General features: G+C 69.3%; 20 protein-coding genes and 1 pseudogene. 14 read left to right on the top strand and 7 right to left on the bottom strand.

Annotation, left to right across the window (positions count from 1 at the left end; translation table 11 throughout):
• Window positions 1-167: 167 nt before the first annotated feature.
• Window positions 168-1,190, bottom strand: coding sequence for a transcriptional regulator (locus tag AB0G32_RS13975; protein WP_361162414.1), 1,023 nt, complete (start codon window positions 1,188-1,190; stop codon window positions 168-170).
• A gap of 12 nt (window positions 1,191-1,202) precedes the next feature.
• On the opposite strand from AB0G32_RS13975, the gene AB0G32_RS13970 reads away from it, so the two are divergent.
• The 7 genes from AB0G32_RS13970 (at window position 1,203) to AB0G32_RS13940 (ending at window position 7,319) form a co-directional block, all read left to right on the top strand.
• Window positions 1,203-1,775 carry an HAD-IA family hydrolase gene (locus AB0G32_RS13970; RefSeq protein WP_361162413.1) on the top strand — a complete coding sequence of 191 codons (573 nt, stop codon included), beginning with the start codon at window positions 1,203-1,205 and terminating at the stop codon, window positions 1,773-1,775.
• 223 nt (window positions 1,776-1,998) lie between these two features.
• Window positions 1,999-2,934 (top strand): phosphotransferase, encoded by a 936-nt coding sequence (locus AB0G32_RS13965; protein ID WP_361162412.1) that lies wholly within the window; start codon window positions 1,999-2,001, stop codon window positions 2,932-2,934.
• Between the two features lie 202 nt (window positions 2,935-3,136).
• The gene (locus AB0G32_RS13960) at window positions 3,137-3,940 is read left to right on the top strand and encodes a DUF6042 family protein (RefSeq protein WP_361162411.1); all 804 of its coding nucleotides are present in this window, start codon (window positions 3,137-3,139) and stop codon (window positions 3,938-3,940) included.
• On the top strand, window positions 3,933-4,496 hold the full coding sequence (locus AB0G32_RS13955) for an AAA family ATPase (RefSeq protein WP_361162410.1): 564 nt from the start codon (window positions 3,933-3,935) through the stop codon (window positions 4,494-4,496). The genes AB0G32_RS13960 and AB0G32_RS13955 overlap by 8 nt, the downstream gene beginning before the upstream one ends.
• A 343-nt stretch (window positions 4,497-4,839) precedes the next feature.
• Window positions 4,840-5,187 carry a hypothetical protein gene (locus tag AB0G32_RS13950; RefSeq protein ID WP_361162409.1) on the top strand — a complete coding sequence of 116 codons (348 nt, stop codon included), beginning with the start codon at window positions 4,840-4,842 and terminating at the stop codon, window positions 5,185-5,187.
• A 544-nt stretch (window positions 5,188-5,731) separates the two neighbouring features.
• Window positions 5,732-6,322: a hypothetical protein gene (locus AB0G32_RS13945; RefSeq protein WP_361162408.1), complete on the top strand. Its 591-nt coding sequence runs from the start codon at window positions 5,732-5,734 to the stop codon at window positions 6,320-6,322.
• A 13-nt stretch (window positions 6,323-6,335) separates the two neighbouring features.
• Window positions 6,336-7,319 (top strand): hypothetical protein, encoded by a 984-nt coding sequence (locus AB0G32_RS13940; RefSeq protein ID WP_361162407.1) that lies wholly within the window; start codon window positions 6,336-6,338, stop codon window positions 7,317-7,319.
• Window positions 7,320-7,456: 137 nt separating this feature from the next.
• Here the strand turns inward: AB0G32_RS13940 and AB0G32_RS13935 are convergent, their stop codons facing one another.
• From AB0G32_RS13935 to AB0G32_RS13925, 3 genes are all read right to left on the bottom strand, one after another.
• Entirely contained in the window at window positions 7,457-8,689 is a 1,233-nt protein-coding gene (locus tag AB0G32_RS13935) for a multidrug effflux MFS transporter (RefSeq protein ID WP_361162405.1), read from the bottom strand.
• Window positions 8,686-9,213 (bottom strand): MarR family transcriptional regulator, encoded by a 528-nt coding sequence (locus tag AB0G32_RS13930; RefSeq protein WP_361162403.1) that lies wholly within the window; start codon window positions 9,211-9,213, stop codon window positions 8,686-8,688. The genes AB0G32_RS13935 and AB0G32_RS13930 overlap by 4 nt, the downstream gene beginning before the upstream one ends.
• Before the next feature lie 66 nt (window positions 9,214-9,279).
• Entirely contained in the window at window positions 9,280-10,455 is a 1,176-nt protein-coding gene (locus AB0G32_RS13925) for a hypothetical protein (RefSeq protein WP_361162401.1), read from the bottom strand.
• 298 nt (window positions 10,456-10,753) lie between these two features.
• Between AB0G32_RS13925 and AB0G32_RS13920 the strand changes: the two genes are divergently transcribed.
• From AB0G32_RS13920 to AB0G32_RS13890, 7 genes and pseudogenes are all read left to right on the top strand, one after another.
• Entirely contained in the window at window positions 10,754-11,131 is a 378-nt protein-coding gene (locus AB0G32_RS13920; RefSeq protein ID WP_361162399.1) for a hypothetical protein, read from the top strand.
• 151 nt (window positions 11,132-11,282) lie between these two features.
• A pseudogene (locus AB0G32_RS13915) lies at window positions 11,283-11,558 on the top strand (Scr1 family TA system antitoxin-like transcriptional regulator); the annotation flags it as partial.
• A 99-nt stretch (window positions 11,559-11,657) separates the two neighbouring features.
• Window positions 11,658-11,846: a hypothetical protein gene (locus AB0G32_RS13910; protein ID WP_361162397.1), complete on the top strand. Its 189-nt coding sequence runs from the start codon at window positions 11,658-11,660 to the stop codon at window positions 11,844-11,846.
• Window positions 11,843-12,286 (top strand): restriction endonuclease, encoded by a 444-nt coding sequence (locus tag AB0G32_RS13905; protein WP_361162395.1) that lies wholly within the window; start codon window positions 11,843-11,845, stop codon window positions 12,284-12,286. Before AB0G32_RS13910 ends, AB0G32_RS13905 begins: the two co-directional genes overlap by 4 nt.
• Window positions 12,287-12,296: 10 nt before the next feature.
• Window positions 12,297-12,806 (top strand): hypothetical protein, encoded by a 510-nt coding sequence (locus AB0G32_RS13900; protein ID WP_361162393.1) that lies wholly within the window; start codon window positions 12,297-12,299, stop codon window positions 12,804-12,806.
• A gap of 63 nt (window positions 12,807-12,869) precedes the next feature.
• The gene (locus AB0G32_RS13895) at window positions 12,870-13,052 is read left to right on the top strand and encodes a DUF6042 family protein (RefSeq protein ID WP_361162391.1); all 183 of its coding nucleotides are present in this window, start codon (window positions 12,870-12,872) and stop codon (window positions 13,050-13,052) included.
• Window positions 13,053-13,105: 53 nt separating this feature from the next.
• Window positions 13,106-14,095, top strand: coding sequence for a DUF4238 domain-containing protein (locus AB0G32_RS13890; protein ID WP_361162389.1), 990 nt, complete (start codon window positions 13,106-13,108; stop codon window positions 14,093-14,095).
• A 25-nt stretch (window positions 14,096-14,120) separates the two neighbouring features.
• Here AB0G32_RS13890 and AB0G32_RS13885 read toward each other — a convergent pair whose 3' ends face one another.
• From AB0G32_RS13885 to AB0G32_RS13875, 3 genes are all read right to left on the bottom strand, one after another.
• Window positions 14,121-15,071 (bottom strand): hypothetical protein, encoded by a 951-nt coding sequence (locus tag AB0G32_RS13885; RefSeq protein ID WP_361162387.1) that lies wholly within the window; start codon window positions 15,069-15,071, stop codon window positions 14,121-14,123.
• A 289-nt stretch (window positions 15,072-15,360) separates the two neighbouring features.
• Window positions 15,361-15,759: a hypothetical protein gene (locus AB0G32_RS13880; RefSeq protein ID WP_361162385.1), complete on the bottom strand. Its 399-nt coding sequence runs from the start codon at window positions 15,757-15,759 to the stop codon at window positions 15,361-15,363.
• Window positions 15,759-18,170 (bottom strand): Helicase associated domain protein, encoded by a 2,412-nt coding sequence (locus AB0G32_RS13875; RefSeq protein WP_361162383.1) that lies wholly within the window; start codon window positions 18,168-18,170, stop codon window positions 15,759-15,761. The genes AB0G32_RS13880 and AB0G32_RS13875 overlap by 1 nt, the downstream gene beginning before the upstream one ends.
• Window positions 18,171-18,740: the final 570 nt, after the last annotated feature.

Here is an 18,740-nt window from a genome sequence, read left to right as displayed (position 1 = left end):
CAGAGGTGCGCGGACGGATCGGGCTCGGTGACCGGGGAGGGGTGGTGCTCATCGTGGGGGTTCCCGTTCCTGGCGACGGTCCACCGCCGCCTCACTCGCAGGACACCGACCTGACCGGCACACCTGTTCGAGCAGCCGGCGGTGCGCCACGCATCCGGAAGTCGGGTTTACGCGGTGGCGGTGTAGTTGAGGAAGTCGGTGACGGCGGGGATGCCGCGGCGGCGGGCGAGCTTTTTGCGGAGGTCTTCGAGGGTGTGGGTGCCGCGGGCGGAGGTGACGCCGCCCATCCGGTCGATGGCGTCGTGGGCGGTGGCCACGGCCGCGTCGACGTCCCCGAGGGCGAGGTGGGCTTCGGCGAGCCGGGCCAGGTAGATGGCGTGGCCGCGGGGGAAGGCGTCGCCGTTGTACGCCTCCTGGCTGGTGTGGGCGGCAGAGGCCTCCAGGAAGTGGACGACGGCCCGTTTGGGGTTGCCGAGGTTGAGGGCGGAGCTGCCGATGAGCTGGTGGGCCTCTCCGAGGTTGTACCAGTACACGCACGGCAGGTCGTCCTGGATGGGGCCGGCGTTCTCGTAGGCGTCCAGTGCGGCGTTGGCGGCCCGGTCGGCGGCCCGGCTGTCACCGGCGTGTGCGTGGGCCCGGCAGGCACGGGCGTGGAGCATGGACGTCAGCCGGGCTGAGCCGGTCCTGGGTGCCTGGGACAGGGCGGCCTCGACCAGGTCGACAGCGCCGCGGGGATCGCCGGTGGAGTAGTGCTGGATCGCCCAGAACGCGAGGGTGTTCGCCGCCACCACGTGATCGCCGGCACTGGCGGCGGCCCGCAGGGCGGTGGAGTAATGGCGTTCGGCGGCGGCCGTCTTCCCGCTGTCGTAGGCTGTCCAGCCCGCACTGCGGGACGCTTCGGCCGCCGCGGCGAACAGCCGGCGCTCCACGCCTTCGCCGAAGGACGCGTTCTTGAGCGTGGCCCTGATCATGCGAAGTTCGGTGCGGGCCGCCTCGTAGACGTCGCCGGAGCCGACGGTGTCATCGAGCCGGCGCAGGCTCTCCAGGCGGCGCTCGAAATGGTCGGGGACGTCGCGGCCGATCCGGCTGCCCGCGGTGGGGGCCGCTCCCGCAGGCGCGGCGGCCGACCACTGCGCCACCGTGGCGCCCAGGGTGACGGATGTGGTGATCAGAAAAGCCCTGCGGTCCACCGAACCGACGCGGTGCGAACCACCCTCGCGGCGGTCGCCACCTGCGCCACCGGCCGCCGCGTGAGGCCCGGCGACCTCCCGCCCGACGCCCTGCGCCGCCCCCGCTGCGAGGTCCTGGCGCTCCTGGGTGTCGCAGACCCGGACGACGCGTGCGACCGCTGGTGGGACGGCGCGGCATCGGCGACCGCAGTCCACACGTTCCCCGGCGTCCTGTCCGGGCTGCTGGCCCTGCGCCTGCAGGGCACGGCCGTCGGCGCGGTCACGGTCCAGGACCCCGACCGCGTTCGGTGGCTGCTGCCCGAGGCCCTGGCCGAGCTGCTGGAGGTCGTCATCACCCGGCAGGACGCGCCGCCCAAACCGGCTCCCGACGGACTGCACCTCGCCCTGACCCGGCTGGACGTCACCCCGCGGCGCGCAATCTTCGTCGGGGACAGCCCCGGCGACATGACCGCGGCCCGCGCCGCCGGGGTCATCGCCCTCGCAGCGGCCTGGGGCTGGCACCCTCCCGCCGCACTGCGCGAGGCCGGCGCCGACCACCTCCTGCCCGATCCCACCAGCCACCTGCCCCCAATCGACAGCGCGTGACCCAGCCGCACGACTACAGTGAAGGGGCGCCCCTACAGGCGCCCCTTTTCGGTACTTGTGCACTCAGAGGACACAGGCGAATGCGCGTGATGCGGCGACGAGCGCCCGGCGTCGAGCTGGAGCACTGAGGACACTCCGTCCTCAGCCCCGACTCGCGGTCCGGCTCGGCGCGCACCCCCATCACCCCGCCACCCGTATCTCCATACCTCTGAAGGCTGCCCCGATGCCTGTACCGCCCACCAGCGGCCGTCTGCGATGGACTGACGTCCCCGCGCCGCTGCGCGCCCGCCTCGAAGACGAGCTCGGCGCACCCGTCACCGACACGGTCACTCCCGCCGGCGGCTTCGGCCACCAACTCGCCGCCGCGCTCCGCCTGACCGACGGCCGACGGGTCTTCGTCAAAGCGGCCCCCGACGACGACCCGCTCACCACCGCCAACGTCCACGAGGCCGCCGTCCTCGCCTCGCTGCCGCCCGGCGCACCGGCCCCGGACCTGCTGGGCATTTACCGCGCCGCCGACTGGACCGCTGTCGTCATCGCCCACCTCGACGGCCCGCACCCCGACCTCTCCCCGGCCTCCGGCGACGCCGCACAGACCTGGGCCCTGCTGGACAAGCTCACCTCCAGCCCCGCCCCGGCCCCCTACGTCGCAGCGGTGAACGGTACGCCCTCCACCACGGCGGCCCTGCACGGCTGGGATGAACTGCTCGCCGATCCGCCGGCCGACCTCGACCCCGTCGCCCGTGACCACCTTCCGCAGCTTGCCGAACTCGAGGCGGCCTGGCCCGCCCTCGTCCACGGCGACCGCATCGTCCACGGCGACCTGCGGGCCGACAACATGGTCCGCGACCACCACCTTGGCGTGACCTTCGTGGACTGGGCACACGCCACCACCGGCCCGGCCTGCATTGACGCGGCCTCGCTCGCCCCGCAGCTCATCCTCGCCGGACACGCGCCCGCCGACGTCGCCCAGCTGCTCCGCGACCACCCCGCCACCGCCAGCAGCTCTGAGACCACCACCGCTTTCCTCGCCGCACTCACCGGCCACTGGCACCGCAACGCCCGCGAGCCCGCGCCCCCTGGCGCCCCCGGACTGCGCGCCTACCAGCACCGCGCGGCGGCAGCCGGCCTCGCGCTCCTCAGCCACCGCCTGAGCTGAACCGCAGCTGTCCGACCCTCGTGTCAGTGGCTGGTCAGCCTTGTATCAGCGACGTCTGATCAGCCACGTGCTGTGCGGCCGCCTCCGCGAGCAACGCGCGTCGCCCCGTACCACCAGGCGTGGGGTGGGACGTCCGTGAGATCCTGCCGCGTCTCGCTGCGTACGCTGCGAGCATCGAGGTGTTTTCGAGGAAGAGCTGCGGATGACTGAGAAGGCGTCTGTGCCCGGGCCGCGCCGGGACATGGCGATGCACAACGACTGGTGGGTGTCGGGCTGGGAGCACGTCCTGCCCCGTCAGGGCTTCCCGCTGACCATGTTGATCGGGACGGCATGCCAGCCCGGCTTCAGCGGCTCCCTGGACGACCTGGTGCACGAGATCTTCGACGGGCACTGGGACATGATCGGCGGCGACCTCGACGGCGCGCTCACCTTCTCCTGGCCGGATGAGGAATGGGACTACGAGGCCGCGCCGGAGGGCCGCGAGGCATGTGAGGCGGCCCGCTGGGAGCAGTTCAGCGCCATGCTGACGACCGCCGGCTTCCCGGTGCCCATCACCGTGCGGGACCTGTCCGAGCTCTACTTGACGTGGGGCCTGGCCCGCCGCGAGGAGACGCCGGGCGGCACCCGGTGGTCGATGCCTGCCGCGCTGCCGCTGCCCGCCGACCTGCTGCCTCTGGACCCCGAACTCACCGAGCGCCTCGACGGGATCCGCTGGACGATGCGCACCGGCCCGCTCCTCGACACCCTCATCAACCACCTGGCCGACGATCTGGGTGAACCGGCAGAGACCCTCACCTCCCTGGACCGGCTGGCGGCAGCCACAGGCCAGGATGTCGACGACGTCCGGCTCGCTCTCGCGGAACTCGTGAAATCCGGCGACGCCCGTGTCCAGCGCGGCGAGAAACTGGCCGACGCGGAGCGCCTGGAGGCCCACCGCCGCTTCCGCCTGGTCATGGACTGGGAGCACTTCCACGACAACCGCATCCAGATCAGCCACGGTGACTGAGGCCGCACACGGCACCGTGGGAACCAGCGACACACGCCTGATCGTGCTCCGAGGCAACAGCGCCTCGGGCAAGTCGTCCGTCGCGGCCGGCCTGCGCGAGAAGTTCGGCCGCAACCTCGCCATCGTCGCCCAGGACAACCTCCGCCGGATCATGCTGCGCGAACGCGACCGGCCCGGCGGCGCCAACATCGGACTGATCGACCTCACCGCCCGCTACGCCCTCGACAACGGCTTCCACGTCGTCCTGGAGGGCATCCTGTACGCCGACCGCTACGGCACGATGCTCCAGGACCTGGTCCGCGCCCACCAGGGCGTCACACGGTGCTACTACTTCCACGTGCCCTTCGAGGAGATGGTGCTCCGGCACGCGACGAAACCAGATGCCGAGTACCTCATGCACGTCAACGAGGGCCACCTACGCGACTGGTACCGAAAGAAGGACCTGCTCCCCAACGGCCTGGAGATTGTTATCGGGGCGGCCAGCACCCTGGACGACACGGTCCAACAGATCCTCTCCGAGAGCGGCCTGGACGGCGTCCTCCCGATCGACCGCTGAGGGGCGCCACCGCAGGTACGGTCATCATCACGGCACCGACGACGGCACACACCACTGGACCCAGGGGGCAATGGGCGTGGAGAACGGACCGCAGAGCACCCCATGGGGCGGCGAGTGGCGACGTCACCTCCGCTCCGATGCCGAGATGGATCTCGTGCGCTCGTGGAGGCGCCGTGTCGAATGCCCGACCTGCAAGGCAGCCGCAGGGCGGGCCTGCCGCACCGCGGGCGGTCGCCCGACCAACGCACACCGTGCACGCCGTGACGCCGCCGGCCCCATCCCGTACGCGAAGTGGCGAAAGGAGGGCCTCATCCCGGAGAAACGGACGTACACGATTCCGTCCGTGCTCAAGGAGTCGGAGAAGGCCCGCGCCGACTACAACGTGGACACCGCCCTGGCCGACGGTGTGGCGGTCGTCCGGATGTTTCTCGCTGACCGGCTCAAGTTGTTCCTCAAGGGCGAGGAGGCCATGGACCGCATCGACGACACCGTGCGCAAATTGATCGAGGTCCGCGGCCCGGTGGGGACGGCCGACGTGGTCACTGTCCTCGCCAGCCAAGTCACCTCGCTGCTGGCTGCGAACGCCGGACCCGACGGCGATCCGGAGGCACTCTTCGACACGATGATCCGCGCACAGATCGACATGGTCCGCAGGATGAATGCGATCGAGAAGGAACGATCCGACGGCTGACCGGCCGGTCAACGCCCATCGCGACCGCGATCTGGGCAACGGCATGTGGGAGTACACGACGACCACGGCCGTCAGCGCGCGTACCCAGCACGCCCACCACGAAGACAGGCCGGGCACAGCCGTTCACACCCCGCACCGGTCCGGTCAATTCGCGACGTATGACGTCTACGCCTGCGGCTGCGCCCCTGGCCGTGCTGGACTGGCCCCGTCCCCGACACGGACTCCCGGAGGAGGGGGACCATGAGCGAGCCGGCCACCCCCGTCGGCGGGCCGACGCCCAGCGGGCCGTCGGGAGCGAACTCGCCCGAATCCCTTGACCGGTGCTGGTCGTGAGCGGCGCCCATCTGCTGCGCACACCGGCCCTGCACTGGCTCACCCCGTGACGGCACGGATATCCCGGCCCGTACCGAGCCCTGGTGCGACGCGGAAATGCGCCTGCCAGAAGCCCGGGAGCGGCGCGTGCCCGCGCCACGGGGCGGGAGGGGGCGAAGAAGCAACGCCCCGGGGAAAGCCACAGCAATGGGAGATTTCGTGAGGAGTCGTCATGGCGATGTCACGGCTGAGTGACCCGGACCGGCAGTGCGTTCTGCCCGGTGATGCCTCGTGGTTGCACGAGGTGCGCTACCTCGAGGAAGTGCTCCGTCTCATCGCCGGGGCCGCCGTGGTTGCCGCCGGGCGGTTCGATGAGGACCGGTTCGTGCTGTCGGCCGGCACCTTCGAGGGCGCGGCCGCCGTCATCGGCCGCCTGGCCGACGAGATGGAAGAGCCGGCCGACGGGGAGGAAGAGGCCATCACGGTGCTGTTCCTGCCGCCGTGGGAGCTGGACTACCTCTGGCAGGTCCTGGCCGTTATCCGCCGTGCGCAGGCCGGCGAGCCCGCGGCCGCCGATCTGTGCGAGCTGCTGCACGACCTCTCCTTGGGGCTCGGCCGCACCGTCGAGCAGATCACCGAGGATCTGCAGCGCGTCGTGGCCATGCTGATGCTGGACATCCCGGCCGTGCACACGCTGGCCACCGCGGCAGCACGCGCCGTCGGCCTGCCGTCCGGCTGTGCCGGGCCTGCGCCGGACGAGGCTGCCGTGCGCGAGGCGTTAGGGCAGGTCAAGGCCGGGTGGGCGGCGGCCGGTGTCCGCTGACCAGATACCAGCCATGGTGAAGAACTCCCTCGTGCTGCTGGACGGCCCACCGCTGTCGGGTGTGACGCGGTCGATGGACGAGACGGTGCGGCGGCGCCTTCCCAACGCGCGGCTGGCACCGTTCACCGCCCTCGGTCTCGCCGAGTTCAGCGCACGCTCCGACGTCGGCGCTCAGTTCAGCAGCGTCGAGCAGACCGTCCTGCGGCTCGACGACCTCTCGCCGGCAGACCTCGTGCTCCTGGGCCATGGAGTACTGGACGACGTTCTCCCACATGCCCTGGTGATGGCCACCATGGCCACCGCCTGGTGCGAGCGCCTCCTCAAGGACGGCTCCGCGGTCACCGCTCCGGCGCGGGCGGTCCTTGTGCAGTACGCGAAACGGGTCTCAGTAGCGTTCGCCATGACCCCACGCGAAGAAGCTGCGCTCCGCGAGATGGGCTTCCCCGTCAGCAAGGGATTCGCCGAGTCGATCGTCGGTGGCGAGAGCCTCGTCAGACGATATCGGCGCCGGGCCCGCAGCCATCGTGAAGGACACCTCCTCGTCCAGGCAGCCGTCGATGCACGCCGCTGCGGCATCCATCGCCCGCTCGGCACAGAAGAGATGTACAGGCTGTGGTGTGTTTTCGGTGACTATGAGCATGATCGATGCTGTCTTGCGTTCCCGCGCGCGCTCGACTGGGCCAGAGCCCTTCCGCGGGATGCCGGGACCGGGCTGCTCGTCCACGCGGCCGGTGGCACGTCGCCGCACTGGCGTGTACTCAGTTACGCGGCAGGAGCAGACGACGGGGACCACGGGCATGAGCCCCGTCCGCTCGGCGACCACGAGCGGAACGCGGTACTGACATCGCTGCCGGACGCCGCCGATCAGTTCGCCATCGGCATCGCCGCGCATCTCCATGACCGAAGGGACACAGCGAAGGCGGCCCTGACCCAGGCCGCCGAGGCTGCGGCCCAGGGCCACCCCGCCGGCGCCGCGGCAGCTGCCGCACTGTACTGAGCCTCCAACCGCACCCCGCTGTCACTTCCCGAAAAGTGCGATCTCCTCCGAGGACAGGTCCGGGCGGGCAGCTGGCACCAGGCACGTATTCGTGACTGGCGCTATTCCTCTCCCTGCACCTGCTCGGGGCTCCGGCGTTAGTGGCCGTATGTCCGTTTCGTTGCGATCGCTGCCAGGGTGCCCAGGGTGAGGGAGACAGCCATCACGGCTGCCATGGGCGCGGGGCTTTGGGTGCCGAACAGCCCGACCACGGGCGAGGCGGCTGCACCGAGAAGGAACTGGCCGCCTCCGAGAAGTGCGGATGTGGCTCCGGGGGCGGCTCGGCCGCGACTTTGAGCGATGGTGATGACGGCGGGGAAGAAGAGGCCGAATGCGCTGATGGTGATCAGAAGACAGAGCCAGGTCAGGGGCATGTTGCTGCCAGTAGTTGTCTGGAGGAGAAGCAGTGCCACTGCTCCCGCCGTAGCCAGGGCGCCACTGATGATGAGGAGGGCTTCGGGAGACCGATGCCTGGTCAGGTGCCCGTAGGCAAGGCTTCCGGACATGTTGCCGAGGGCGTTCACCCCGTAGACCAGGCTGGAGAGGGCTGGGGAGAGATGGTAGATGTCCTGGAAGACGAAGGTGGTGCCGGCGATGTAGGCGAAGACGGCGGCTCCGCCGCAGGCGAGCGACAGCACCGGGGCGAGGACGGCGGGCTGCGCGGCTGTCCGTCCGATGGCGCGAAGGCTGGGGGCCAGGCCGCCTGTGAGGCGGGCGTCGGGTGGGTGGGACTCTGGGATCCAGCGCCATACGCCCGCAGCGAGGAACACGCCCATAAGGGCGAGGACGGCGAAGACGTACCGCCAGGGAACGAGGAGGAGCAGGGCGCCGCCAGCAAGCGGAGCCAGTACCGGGGCCATGGCGCCGATCGCTCCCAGGCGGGAGAAGACCGTGGGGAGTTCGCGGTCGTCGAAAAGATCGGTGACGACAGCTCGGGAGACCACGATCCCGGCGGCCCCTGCGACGCCCTGTCCCACCCTCGCCGAGTTCAGCACAGCTACCGTGGGCGCCAGAGCGCACACGATGGAGAAGCCGGCGAACAAGACAGACCCGCCGATGAGAACGGGGCGGCGGCCGACCGCGTCGCTGAGCGGGCCGAGGGCAAGTTGCCCGGCGATGATGCCGACCAGGAAGCTGGTCAGGGACAGTTGCGCGCCGGAGGCGTCGGTTGCCAAGGAGCGGGCCAGGTCGGGCAGGGCGGCGACGTACATGTCTGTGGCCAGGGGGCTTACGCCGCTCAGTCCGGCCAGCACCAGAAGTAGGCGAAGACGCTTCGGCGCGATGGCGTACGGGCTGGCTGCGTCGGGCGCGGCCGCGGAGCGGGTGGTCATAGTGCGGCGGCCGCCCCTTCTTCTGGATCAGGCGTTTGCGCTCGCCCGGTGGGCCTGTCCAAGGCCGTTTCTGCTGCAGCCACCTGTTCCAGCAGGCCCGCCGCGATCTGTAGTACGGCGCGCTCAGCGGGCGACAAGTGCTGGCGGAGTGCCGTTGCCAGCCAGTAGTTGCCGTCCCTCACGTGCCCTCGCAGGGCTTCACGTCCTGCTTCGGTGATAGTGACGTTCTGGCGGCGGGCGTCGACGTCGCTGCGCGAGCGACGGATGCGGCCCTGCTCCTCCAGTTCGTTGAGCACGCGGGTCAGCGACTGTGTCTGTAGTCCTTCGATGGCGGCGAGTTCCGAGGGGGTCAGCGCCTCGCTGTGACGCAGGTTGGCCAACACCGAGGCGGCCAAGCGCGACAGGGCACGGCTGCTTCCGGGCTGCTCGGCACGCAATCGAGTCGCGAGCCTCGACACGCCCCACCGCAGCGCTTCGGCCAGCTTCAGGTCGGCCTGTCGCTGCCGCTCAACATCATCTTCCATGATTGCGAAGCTACAGCTTGGCTACTCGACATAGAAGCCGCACTTCTAGCCAAATATTGGTAAGCATCAGCTTGGCATCTCGTGATGCGGCAGGCTCGGTGCTGAGTTGGTCTTCGTGAACGGCCCTGTGTTCGGTCTCGGTGCTGGACGAGCCGCCAGATAGGCGTTCCAGTCCCGAGCAGCGCGGCGGGTCCACTTGAGAGCCGCGGTGATGCTGATTCCAAGAGTCTCGCTGAGCACTGAGGCGGGCAGGTCAGCTGCCAGAGCGAGCAGCGCAGTGTTCCTGCCGATACGCGCCGGCAGGTTATGGAGACGCAGCTTGCGCGCGAGATCGGCGGCGGAGCGGTGTGTCCCGGCGGCGTACCCAGGGAAAAGCCAGGCGGTTTGTGGGGTGATGCGGCCGATCGACGACTTCGGCTCGCCGTGTTCTGCCTGGCGAAGCAGAAGCCGGTGGACCAACGGCGGCAGCGCTGTGGGATGCGTGCCCATAAGCAGTCGCGGCTCGATGTCGCCAGTGAGGTCGGAGCGAGTGAGAGCGCCGATCCGCGTGATCGGCATTCCGTACAGCAGCACGAGGGCGCCCGCTGCTCGCACATCAGCGGGCAATGCCTCGTCATGCAGACAGCGTCGCAAATGCGTCCAGTCCTCGGTCTCCGTCCACCAGTGGTGGGGCTCATCTCGCGGGCGGTCAAGCACCTCATGCTTGCCCGTGAGGCGACGTTGGTGGGCCCAGCGAAGGAAGAGCCGGACATGCCGGCGATCCCGGCTCTCCGACAGCCACATGTCGACGTCCGTTTGCGCGAGGTCGGCCAGCGAGACGTTGCGGTCGTCGAGCCAGGTAAGAAACGCTGCGCTACAGCGAACGGCGTTGCGTACCCCCGCAGCGCTCGCTGGCGTAAAGCGCCCCCGGGCCGCGCGCCGCCGGGCCCGCCGCAACAGGGACCACTCGGCATAGAGGCGCAATATCCGGCGTTGCAGAGGCGGTAGATGGGCGAGCACACGCTCCAACCACGGACGCAAGGACGCCATGGACTCGTCGCGCTGTGGGAGGACACCAAGGTGAACGAGGGTGGCTCGCAAGGTTGCCACCCCTTGGCCCGGCCCAACCGAGTCAAGCGCTTCGTGGGTGAGCGGAAAACCGGAACGAATCAGTTGACGCAGAGACTCGGCACCACCGCGTGGCTTGTCCAGCCAGACCAGGACGGAACGGGCTCTGGGAACGCGCAGCAGCGCCTCGGTCAACGGCTGAACTTCTGCGGGCACCTCACCATGACCGTTCGAAAACTCGGTATCGAGGCGATCCCGGAGTTCGCAGCGCGCGCAGCGTGCCCCGCGGTCGGTTTCTCGGCCGGAACCGCAGGTTGCGCAGTTCCTCGCGACACCCGGCTCCTACTTCGCCGGAACCGAGATCAGCGGGACCGATCTGCACCAGGCGCTCGCCTACCTCGCAGAGCACAACCTCATCGAACACATCGACACCGACCCGGCCACGGTCGCCATCACACCCCAGGGCACCCGCTGCGCCCTGGCAGGAGGAAGCGTGCAGGACCACGTCAACCAGCCCCGCCCCGGCACCACGTTCAACACTTATCTGCCGAACGCCAAGGGCGTCATCATCGGCGAGCAGCAGAACTTCACGCAGAACAACACCGACGGCGTCGACCCGACGCTGTTCGTCCAGCTCGCCGGGTACATCGGCCAGGTCAGCCCCATCCTGGGCCTGTCCGACGAGGACCGCGTGGAACTGGAGCGCGTCGCCCAGGATCTCCACACCGAGGCGACCTCCGGCAACCCCGAGCCGGGCCGCCTGCGCCAGTTCGCCACCCAGCTCAAGGACAAGCTCCTGGAGAGCGCCACCACCATGGCGGCAACGCAGGGCATCCAGATGGCTGAGCAGGCACTCGCCGCGCTGATGTAGTAAGTCGGTTCAGCATCACCACGGGCCCCGGGGGACCAGCCATGACGTCCCAGGGGCCCGGCTTTATGGAGTCGCGCTGTCCAACGACGGCGCGGCCCCGGCGTCACGTCGTGGCCAGCTCCGGTACTTCGAGGGCTTCGGCCACCTTGCGGGCCAACTGCGCCACCTCCTGGCGGTGATGCCGCTCGCCTCGGTCTCGCTCGGGATCATCCCGTTCACCGCGCAGCGCACCGTCTGGCCGCTGGAGGCGTTCTACCTCCACGACGACACCGTGGCCGTGGTGGAGACGCTGACGGCGGAGATCAAGGTGACGCAGCCGCGCGAGCTCGCCGACTACGCCAAGGCGTTCGCCGGCCTCACGGAGATGGCCGTCTACGGCGACGCCGCCCGCGACCGCATCACGGCCGCGATCGACGCCCTGGGGTGAACTTCCGCAATTTCCCGCAATCTCGTTGAGGACGGAGCCGGAGCCTCCGTAGCGTCGAACGACACCGACGCGACCACTCAGCACACGGAGGCGGTGCCCATGAGCGCACCCACACCCGCCGGACCCGCACCCGACGGACCCGGCCTCCAGCGGCCCGACTTCGGCCGGCCTTCCCCCGCGCCGCTGGAGCGCGCCGTACGCGGCTACGCCCGCTTCCTCGCCGACCCGGACCCGGACGCCGACAGGGGCGACCACGACCAGGCCGACGACGCGGCGGGCCTGCGGTGAGCGGGGCCTACGCCGTGCTCCACGATCCCGAGGGCCTGCTGGACGCCGACTTGCCCCTGGACCGTGCCCCGCACGAGGCCCTCGTCACCGCCGTCCTCGCGTGGAAGGACCCGGACCTCGCTCTTTGCGACTACGAACAGATCGCCCTCCAGCTCACCGGGCACGCCCGCGCGGTCGCCGCCGATGTCCGGCGTCTCGCCGCCGCCCTGCCCAAGAGCGACGGCCGCGGCGCCCTCGCCGACGTCATCCTCCGCGAAGCCGACGGCCGCCTGTCCGCCCCGCTCAAGGGAACCGCCCGCTGCGTCCAGAACCGCGCCCGCCTCGTACAGGCCCTCTACGCCCGGCTGGACCGCCTCACAGAAGCCGTGACCGCCGCCAGGCAGCCGACAAGACCCCACCAGACCGGGAACAGGGGGAGCACTGTCAGCGATCTCCGGTAGATCTGGTGGCATGAACCTCAACGACCTCAGCTCGCTGATGGAGCGCCGTCAGGACGGCGGCCGCAGCTTCGAACTTTTCCGCACTGATCCGGCCTTGGCCAACCTGCGGTGGCCGGACGACGTGCTGCGGGACTTCCTCTTCGAGCACGGCGACCACGGCCCCTTCGTGGACGACTACGGCCACCTCGAGCTGAGTGCGATCACCTGGACACTTCAGACGATTCCGACCGTAAACTTCCACACCATGCCGACCGGTGAGAGCGAAGCCGGACTGATCGAGCACGTCGCACAGCACCCGGTGCACTGGGTCAAGGTGCGACCCCCGGAAGTCGGCCGGCACTGGGAAGACCACGGGACGTGGCTGCGCCCGCCGCTCCTCATCGACCGGCGCCTCCTGAATCCGGCGAACAGCGGATTGCAGGTCCTGGAGGGCCGCACCCGCGTCGGTGTCCTGCGTGGCCGTCTCCGAGAGCAGCTGCACGTCGCCCCCCAGCACCAGGCGTGGGTGGGACGTCCGTGAGAACCTGCCGCGTCTCGCTGCGTACGCTGCGAGCATCGAGGTGCCTTCGAGGAAGAGCTGCGGATGACTGAGAGGACGTCTGTTTCCGGGCCGCGCCGGGACCTGGCCATGCATAACGACTGGTGGGTGTTGGGTTGGGAGCACGTCCTGCCCCGTCAGGGCTTCCTGCTGACCGTGCTGATCCGGACGGCGTGCCAGCCCGGTTTCACCGACTCCCTCTACGGCTGTCGGGCGATCACGCGCTGAGGGCAGACGGAAAATGCGTCTCGCCTGTCGGACCTGATTGCCACACTGGGCGTATGAACGAGGGATCATCCAATCCGTGGCTGGTGGCGGCGCAGCAGATCGATGCCCGGATCAAGGAACTGCGGCCCGAGGCCGATCGCCACGTGGTCGGTCAGCACGTGATCTCTAAGGTGCTGCTCAAGCGCTTTGCCACTCCGTTTGGCAGCCATGGGTTCAAGCTCGTGCCCTTCGACCTTGACCACCCCGACCGTTTGCACAAGGTGGCGAGTCCGCGCGAGTGCGGCAAGGTCAAGTACTTCGCCCGCTTTGCTTCCGCCTCCCTGGAACAGGTGTGGGGCAAGCTCGAGACACGGATACCCGAGGCCGCGCGCGCGGTGGAACGGGGCGACGTCTTCCAGCACGAGCAGCATGTGCAGACCCTGAAGGACCTGATCGCCCTGCATCTGGTCCGCTCGCTGCACTTCCGCAACGTCCATGAACGTACCTTCGCCAAGGTCTACACCGAGCATCGCACGGCCCTGCTTACCGATCAGTCCGACCTGCTGCGCCTCGCGGTACTGCAACGCAGCGGACTTCACCTTCCCGGACCGCAGGGCCTGGCTGCGGCGGCGGACCAGATCTTGAGTCCGCACCTGACGAACTTCGAGAACGGCGCGGACTTCCGGGTGCGGATCGAGGTCACCTTCGACAAGGCGAAGGAGATGATCAGCAGCGCAGGGTTGGAGATCCTGGTGCCCGCCGCCGGGGAGTTCCTCCTGGGCGACACCCCGGCCCTGGCTATTCAGCAGAGTGAAACCAGAACCACTTTCCCTGTTGCGATTGGTGACTCCACCGCGATCGTGCTGCCTTTCGGCCCCAAGCATCTCTTGGTCGGCAGGACACCCCGCAACGGTATGAGTACTGCCACCGAGGAGACGGTCGGATTTCTCAACCGGCTTCAGATCGAGGCAGCGCAGCAGCGCGTCTACTTCCGGCCTCGCAGCGGCCAGGAGGCCATCGTCCGTGGTTATCTCAAACAGGGCGGCCGGAGTGCTAGGAGATAGCGGCTTCACTTCTTGCCGTGGGCTGTCACGGTTGAGGTGGAAGGCTCCTCGTCACCGCGGAAGTGCTGAGGAGCTGAACGAGGAGCACCGCGATGTGGACGGCGGCCTTGGCGGCTTCCGGGGTGATGGGTGCGCTGGTCTGTCCTCCGGGGTGTCGGTCGCGGTGTCCGTGCCAGAGAAGTTTCATGAGGGAGAGGATCGTTTCGACCTTGGCGGGGACCGCATTGTTGTCGAGGATCACCATCGAGTAGGCCGTTGCGTTGCGATCCAGTTCCCGGATGACGGAGCCGAGGGTCGCCCGGGGATCGGCGCTCGCGTACAGGGGGATCGCGACATCTTCCACTGCCCGCACCGCATCGACGTAAGCGCCACTTGCGTCGGGGTGCAGGGCGTACGCCTTGGCCCAGGAGCTGCGTAGATAGAAGCTGGCATCGTCGCGGCCGGAGGATTCGGCCTGCTGCATGGCCATGACGGCGGAGTCGGCGACGGTGGCGTCGACAACCCGCTCCAGGCCGGCGTGCGAGGCGTCGTCGGCCTCGCGAACTTGGTAGGCGGAGGCGGCATCACCGAGGAGCGCGTCCAGTGTGTTGACCGGATCCACGAACTTCGGAGGCCTAGAGAGTACTGCCGCCAAGGGAAAGGCTGAGTTCGGGTGCTTGACGAGGTACTCGTGATGGGCGACCTCACCGACATCGAGGTAGAGCAGACAGTCGACGACGTCGAGAAGCAGGTTGACGGGCACCCTGGACAGATCACGTGCGCTCGACGGGAGACGGCCGTTGTCGAAGGCGTGGGTTTCGCTGCTCAATCTCAACGCGGCTACGACGCGGTGGACAAGGGATTCCGTCACCACCGCCTCCCGTACCCAAGACCGCAGCCCTGGTTCCAGGTGCTCGGGAACTCCGTCATGGACTGTCCGGTCTACAGGAAGCCCGGCCTCGCGGTCGGAGAGCGGCTGCCAGGGTGATGTCGTCATTCCTGGACCGTAGTGCCAGGTACCGTCACCGCGCGGCTCGATTTCTCAGTCTGCGGCGAACCGACTGGACCGCCGCACTGAACCTGCCGCGGCCGCCCCGTAGTTCACCGGGGGAGCACCCCAAGATCCCAGTCCCTACACGCACACCAGTGCGATGCCGCAGCTCAGAACCCCCGGGCATCGCACCCCAGTGCGTGTAGGCCCTGGGAGCGGCGCCGCTGGCCCCGGACAGCGAAGGACCCCGGGCGCCCGTGCGCTCGGGGTCCTTCGCCGCTCTCACCGCCGCCGCTCACCAGTCGTCAGGTGCACTGCCCACCCACGCGATCGGTCGGCCCTCGCTGTTGCGGCCCCAGTGCGGTTCCTCCATCGAGGTCTCGTGTCCGTCGGGCAGGACGCAGATCCGTCCCCAGCGGCCGTGCTTGCCCCCACAGAGCCCGGCGAGCCCTTCCGGGTCGCCCGCCGTCACGGCCTGGTCGTAGCGGTCCTGGAACGGCTGGAGACGGGCGCACAGCTCCAGCCCGAGCTCCGTCTCCGCCGCCTCCACCCGCTCTCGGGCCGCCTGCACCCCCGGGTCGGACAGCACAGCCGAGATGACGTCCTCCGCCTCCGCGAAGGCCCTGGTGCGGGCATGCCGCCGCACGGCGTCCCGCACCCGCTGCTCCCCGGTCTCCTGGTCGTCCGCGCTCATCACGCCGCTCCTTCCGTGGCCGCCCACTCCAGCCCGAGGCCGGCCAACGTGGCGAGCTTGTCGACGGTCAGCTTGGCCCGGCGGCTCTTGCTGTTGCTGAGGAACACCCCGAGCTTGACCTCCGTCCCGTCCGGCAACGCCTCTACGTGGGCCCTGGGGACCGTCACAGAGCCCGTACGGGCCTTGTACTGCGCCAGGGCCGCAACGCCCCTCTCGAAGGCGCTCACGGGCGCCCTGGGCGGCTCCGTCGGCGCGGCCTGCTCCACCGGGGCCGGAGCGGCGAGCGGGGCGACGCCAACGGCCTCCAGGCGCTCGCGCTGCCCGTCGGCCAGGGCCTCCCACACCTCGGGCTTCCGCTGCCGGGCCAGCCACTTCCCGATGTCCATGCCGTGCACGGTGAAGCCGGGCAGGACCTCCGCCGGGCCTTCCTCGTCACGCACCAGCTCGCGCAGCGCGGCGTAGTGCCGCTGCCACTCGGTGGGCCACGACGGGTTCCAGTCCTCGTCGATCGCCTCCAACGCGGCCTCCCACTCCGGGTGTTCGGCCAGCGCACCGGGACGGCGCAGGTTGCTCAACCACTGCCCCACCGGCTTGTCCAGCGCGGCCGCCGACCGGGGAGCGCACAGCGTCCAGTGCTCCTGGTAGTACACGCGGGCCGCCGCCAGGTTCTCCTGGAACCGCGCATCGGCCGCCGACCAGGCCATGCCCAGCTTCTCCAGCCGCGCCGCGCGCCGGCCGTTCATCTGCCCCGCCCCGTACGCCCGTCGCTGCTCCGCGACCCAGGTCCCCAGCGGGAACGCACCCTCCTTGTGCTCGTACGGCACCCGGGCGTGGCCCTCACGCTCCGTGTACTCCTTGAGCTTCGCCCAGCCCCTCGCCCAGTCCTGCCGCTCCGTGTCGATCACGTTGAAGGACACCCAGTTCGCGACCATCACCGGATCACGTGGAGCCGCAAAACGGAGCAGCAGACGGGTTTCTTCCTCGTTATCACCGGGCGCGGCACCGATGTATTCGGAGGGCTGCGCGACGTCCTTCTGAGGCTCCTGCGGGATCGCCAGCAATTCCACGGCCTCTTCATCGTGAGCCCGCAGACCTTCCAATACCTTCACCAACGGCTTGTACGAACCCGAGGTGAACATGTCCTCCGGGCTTTCGTCAGGCTGGAGGAAAACCGGCACGATCAGAGAGGCGAGCTTTCCCTGTCCGGGCTTCTGGCGCAGTGCGCGGCCGATCGCCTGCACGATGTCGTGCGGGGCGCCCTTGGGGTCCAGCAGGGCCACGGAGTCCACGGCCCGGATGTCCACGCCCTCCCCGAGGACGCGGCAGTTGGAGAGCACGGCCCGCCGGGCGGTGGAGCCGAACTTGCCCAGGACGTCGCGCCGGCGCTCCGGGACGTGCTCGCCGCACAGCCAGTCCGCCCAGATCTCGGCCGGGTATTTCTCGGGCTGGTCGGCGTGCAGCCGCTTGGCCACGCGCTCCAGGCCCTCCGCGTACGCCGCGGCCTCTATGGTCCGGTGGTGGAAGGTGATGCAGGTCTGGAGGTTGTGCTGCTCCATCGTGTGCAGCAGCGCGGCCTGGAGCGCCCCGAGGCGCTGCCCGCGGACCTCCTCGGTGTGCCGCTCCTCGCCCATCAGCCGCTCGGGCGTGACCACCGGGTCCTGGAGCTCCAGGACGATGATCTGGTACCGCGCCAGCAGCTTCCGTGACACCGCCGACGCCAACGAGAGCTTGTAGAGGACCGGCCCGAAGACCTTCTCGTCGTCCATCGAGGCCGCCATCTCGCGCGGCAGCGGATCGCGCACCCCTTCGGCGACCTCGCGGTTCAGCCGCTCCTCCCAAATCCGCGGCGTCGCCGTCAGATACAGCCGGCGGTGCGCCGGGATCTTCGTCTGGTCGTGGATGTCCGCCCACGCCTTACCCATCGACCCACTGGTCCGGTGCGCCTCATCGACCACCGCAAGGTCCACCGGGGCGAGCTTCTGCCCGTAGGCGCCCTCGAAGGCTTCTACCAGCACGCCCAGCGAGGCGTAGGTGGCGTAGATGGTCACCGGCCCCGTGGAGTGCCATAGCGCCAGCTGCACGGGGTTGGTGGTGCTCCGCACCCCCAGGTGGAACAGCTCCGGGTCGTCCAGGGGCGAGCACACCATGACAGCCGGCCCCTTGTGCCCGGCGCTGCTCCACGCCTTCACGGTCTGCGCCAGGAGATCGAGGGTCGGCACCACAACGAGAATGCGGCCCTTGGGCACAATCCGCTTTGCGGAGGCCGCCGCGATGATGGTCTTTCCCGTCCCGCACGCGGCGTGCACCTGCCCGCGCAGACCATTCCAGGGAATGCCGCCCGGCGGGATATCGAGGCCGCGCACGATGGCGGCTACGGCCTTAATCTGGTGTTCACGCAGTTTCACGGCCATTCCCGTGTTCTCCTTTTCGCGGAATGCGACGCGTAATAGGAATGAGAGTCCGGCGCGGTGACTGGCGGGCCGGGGTGGTGGTGACTGGTCCCAGACTCTACACACCCGGCACCCGTGATGCATAACCCACGCGACAGCTTCCCTCTGTAGGCTGATACTTGGCCGAATATCGCCCCGCACGCACGGTTCATAGGGTATGCTGGCGGGGTATTCGTGAACGTGAGCGGCCGGTTTCGAGGGTGGGGGAGTGGTCAGGGTGGAGCGCAGCGGAGCCCATCACTGCGGTAGGGCCGGCACCCGATCGGGCCGACGGTCCGTCAGTCTCGTTGCGGGGGTGGTGGTCAGTAACCCCAAGCCCTACACAGGCCCGCGCGTGATGCACCTCCCCTCGTAGCCAGCCCCGGTGATCGCGCTTGCGCGGTCGCCTCCAATTCGCGCTTGCGCGAATTGCATTCCGTTCGGAATTCCGCTTGCGGAATTCCATTCCCCCGCTTGCGGGGGAATCCGAATTGCGCTTGCGCAATTCGCGCTCTATGCCCCGGCTTGCCGGGGCATATCCCGCTCCGCGGG

Source organism: Streptomyces sp. NPDC023723, assembly GCF_040639815.1.
Lineage (GTDB): Bacteria > Actinomycetota > Actinomycetes > Streptomycetales > Streptomycetaceae > Streptomyces.
The sequence above is the reverse complement of the archived record's forward strand: the minus strand, read 5'-3'. Positions and strand labels throughout refer to the sequence as shown.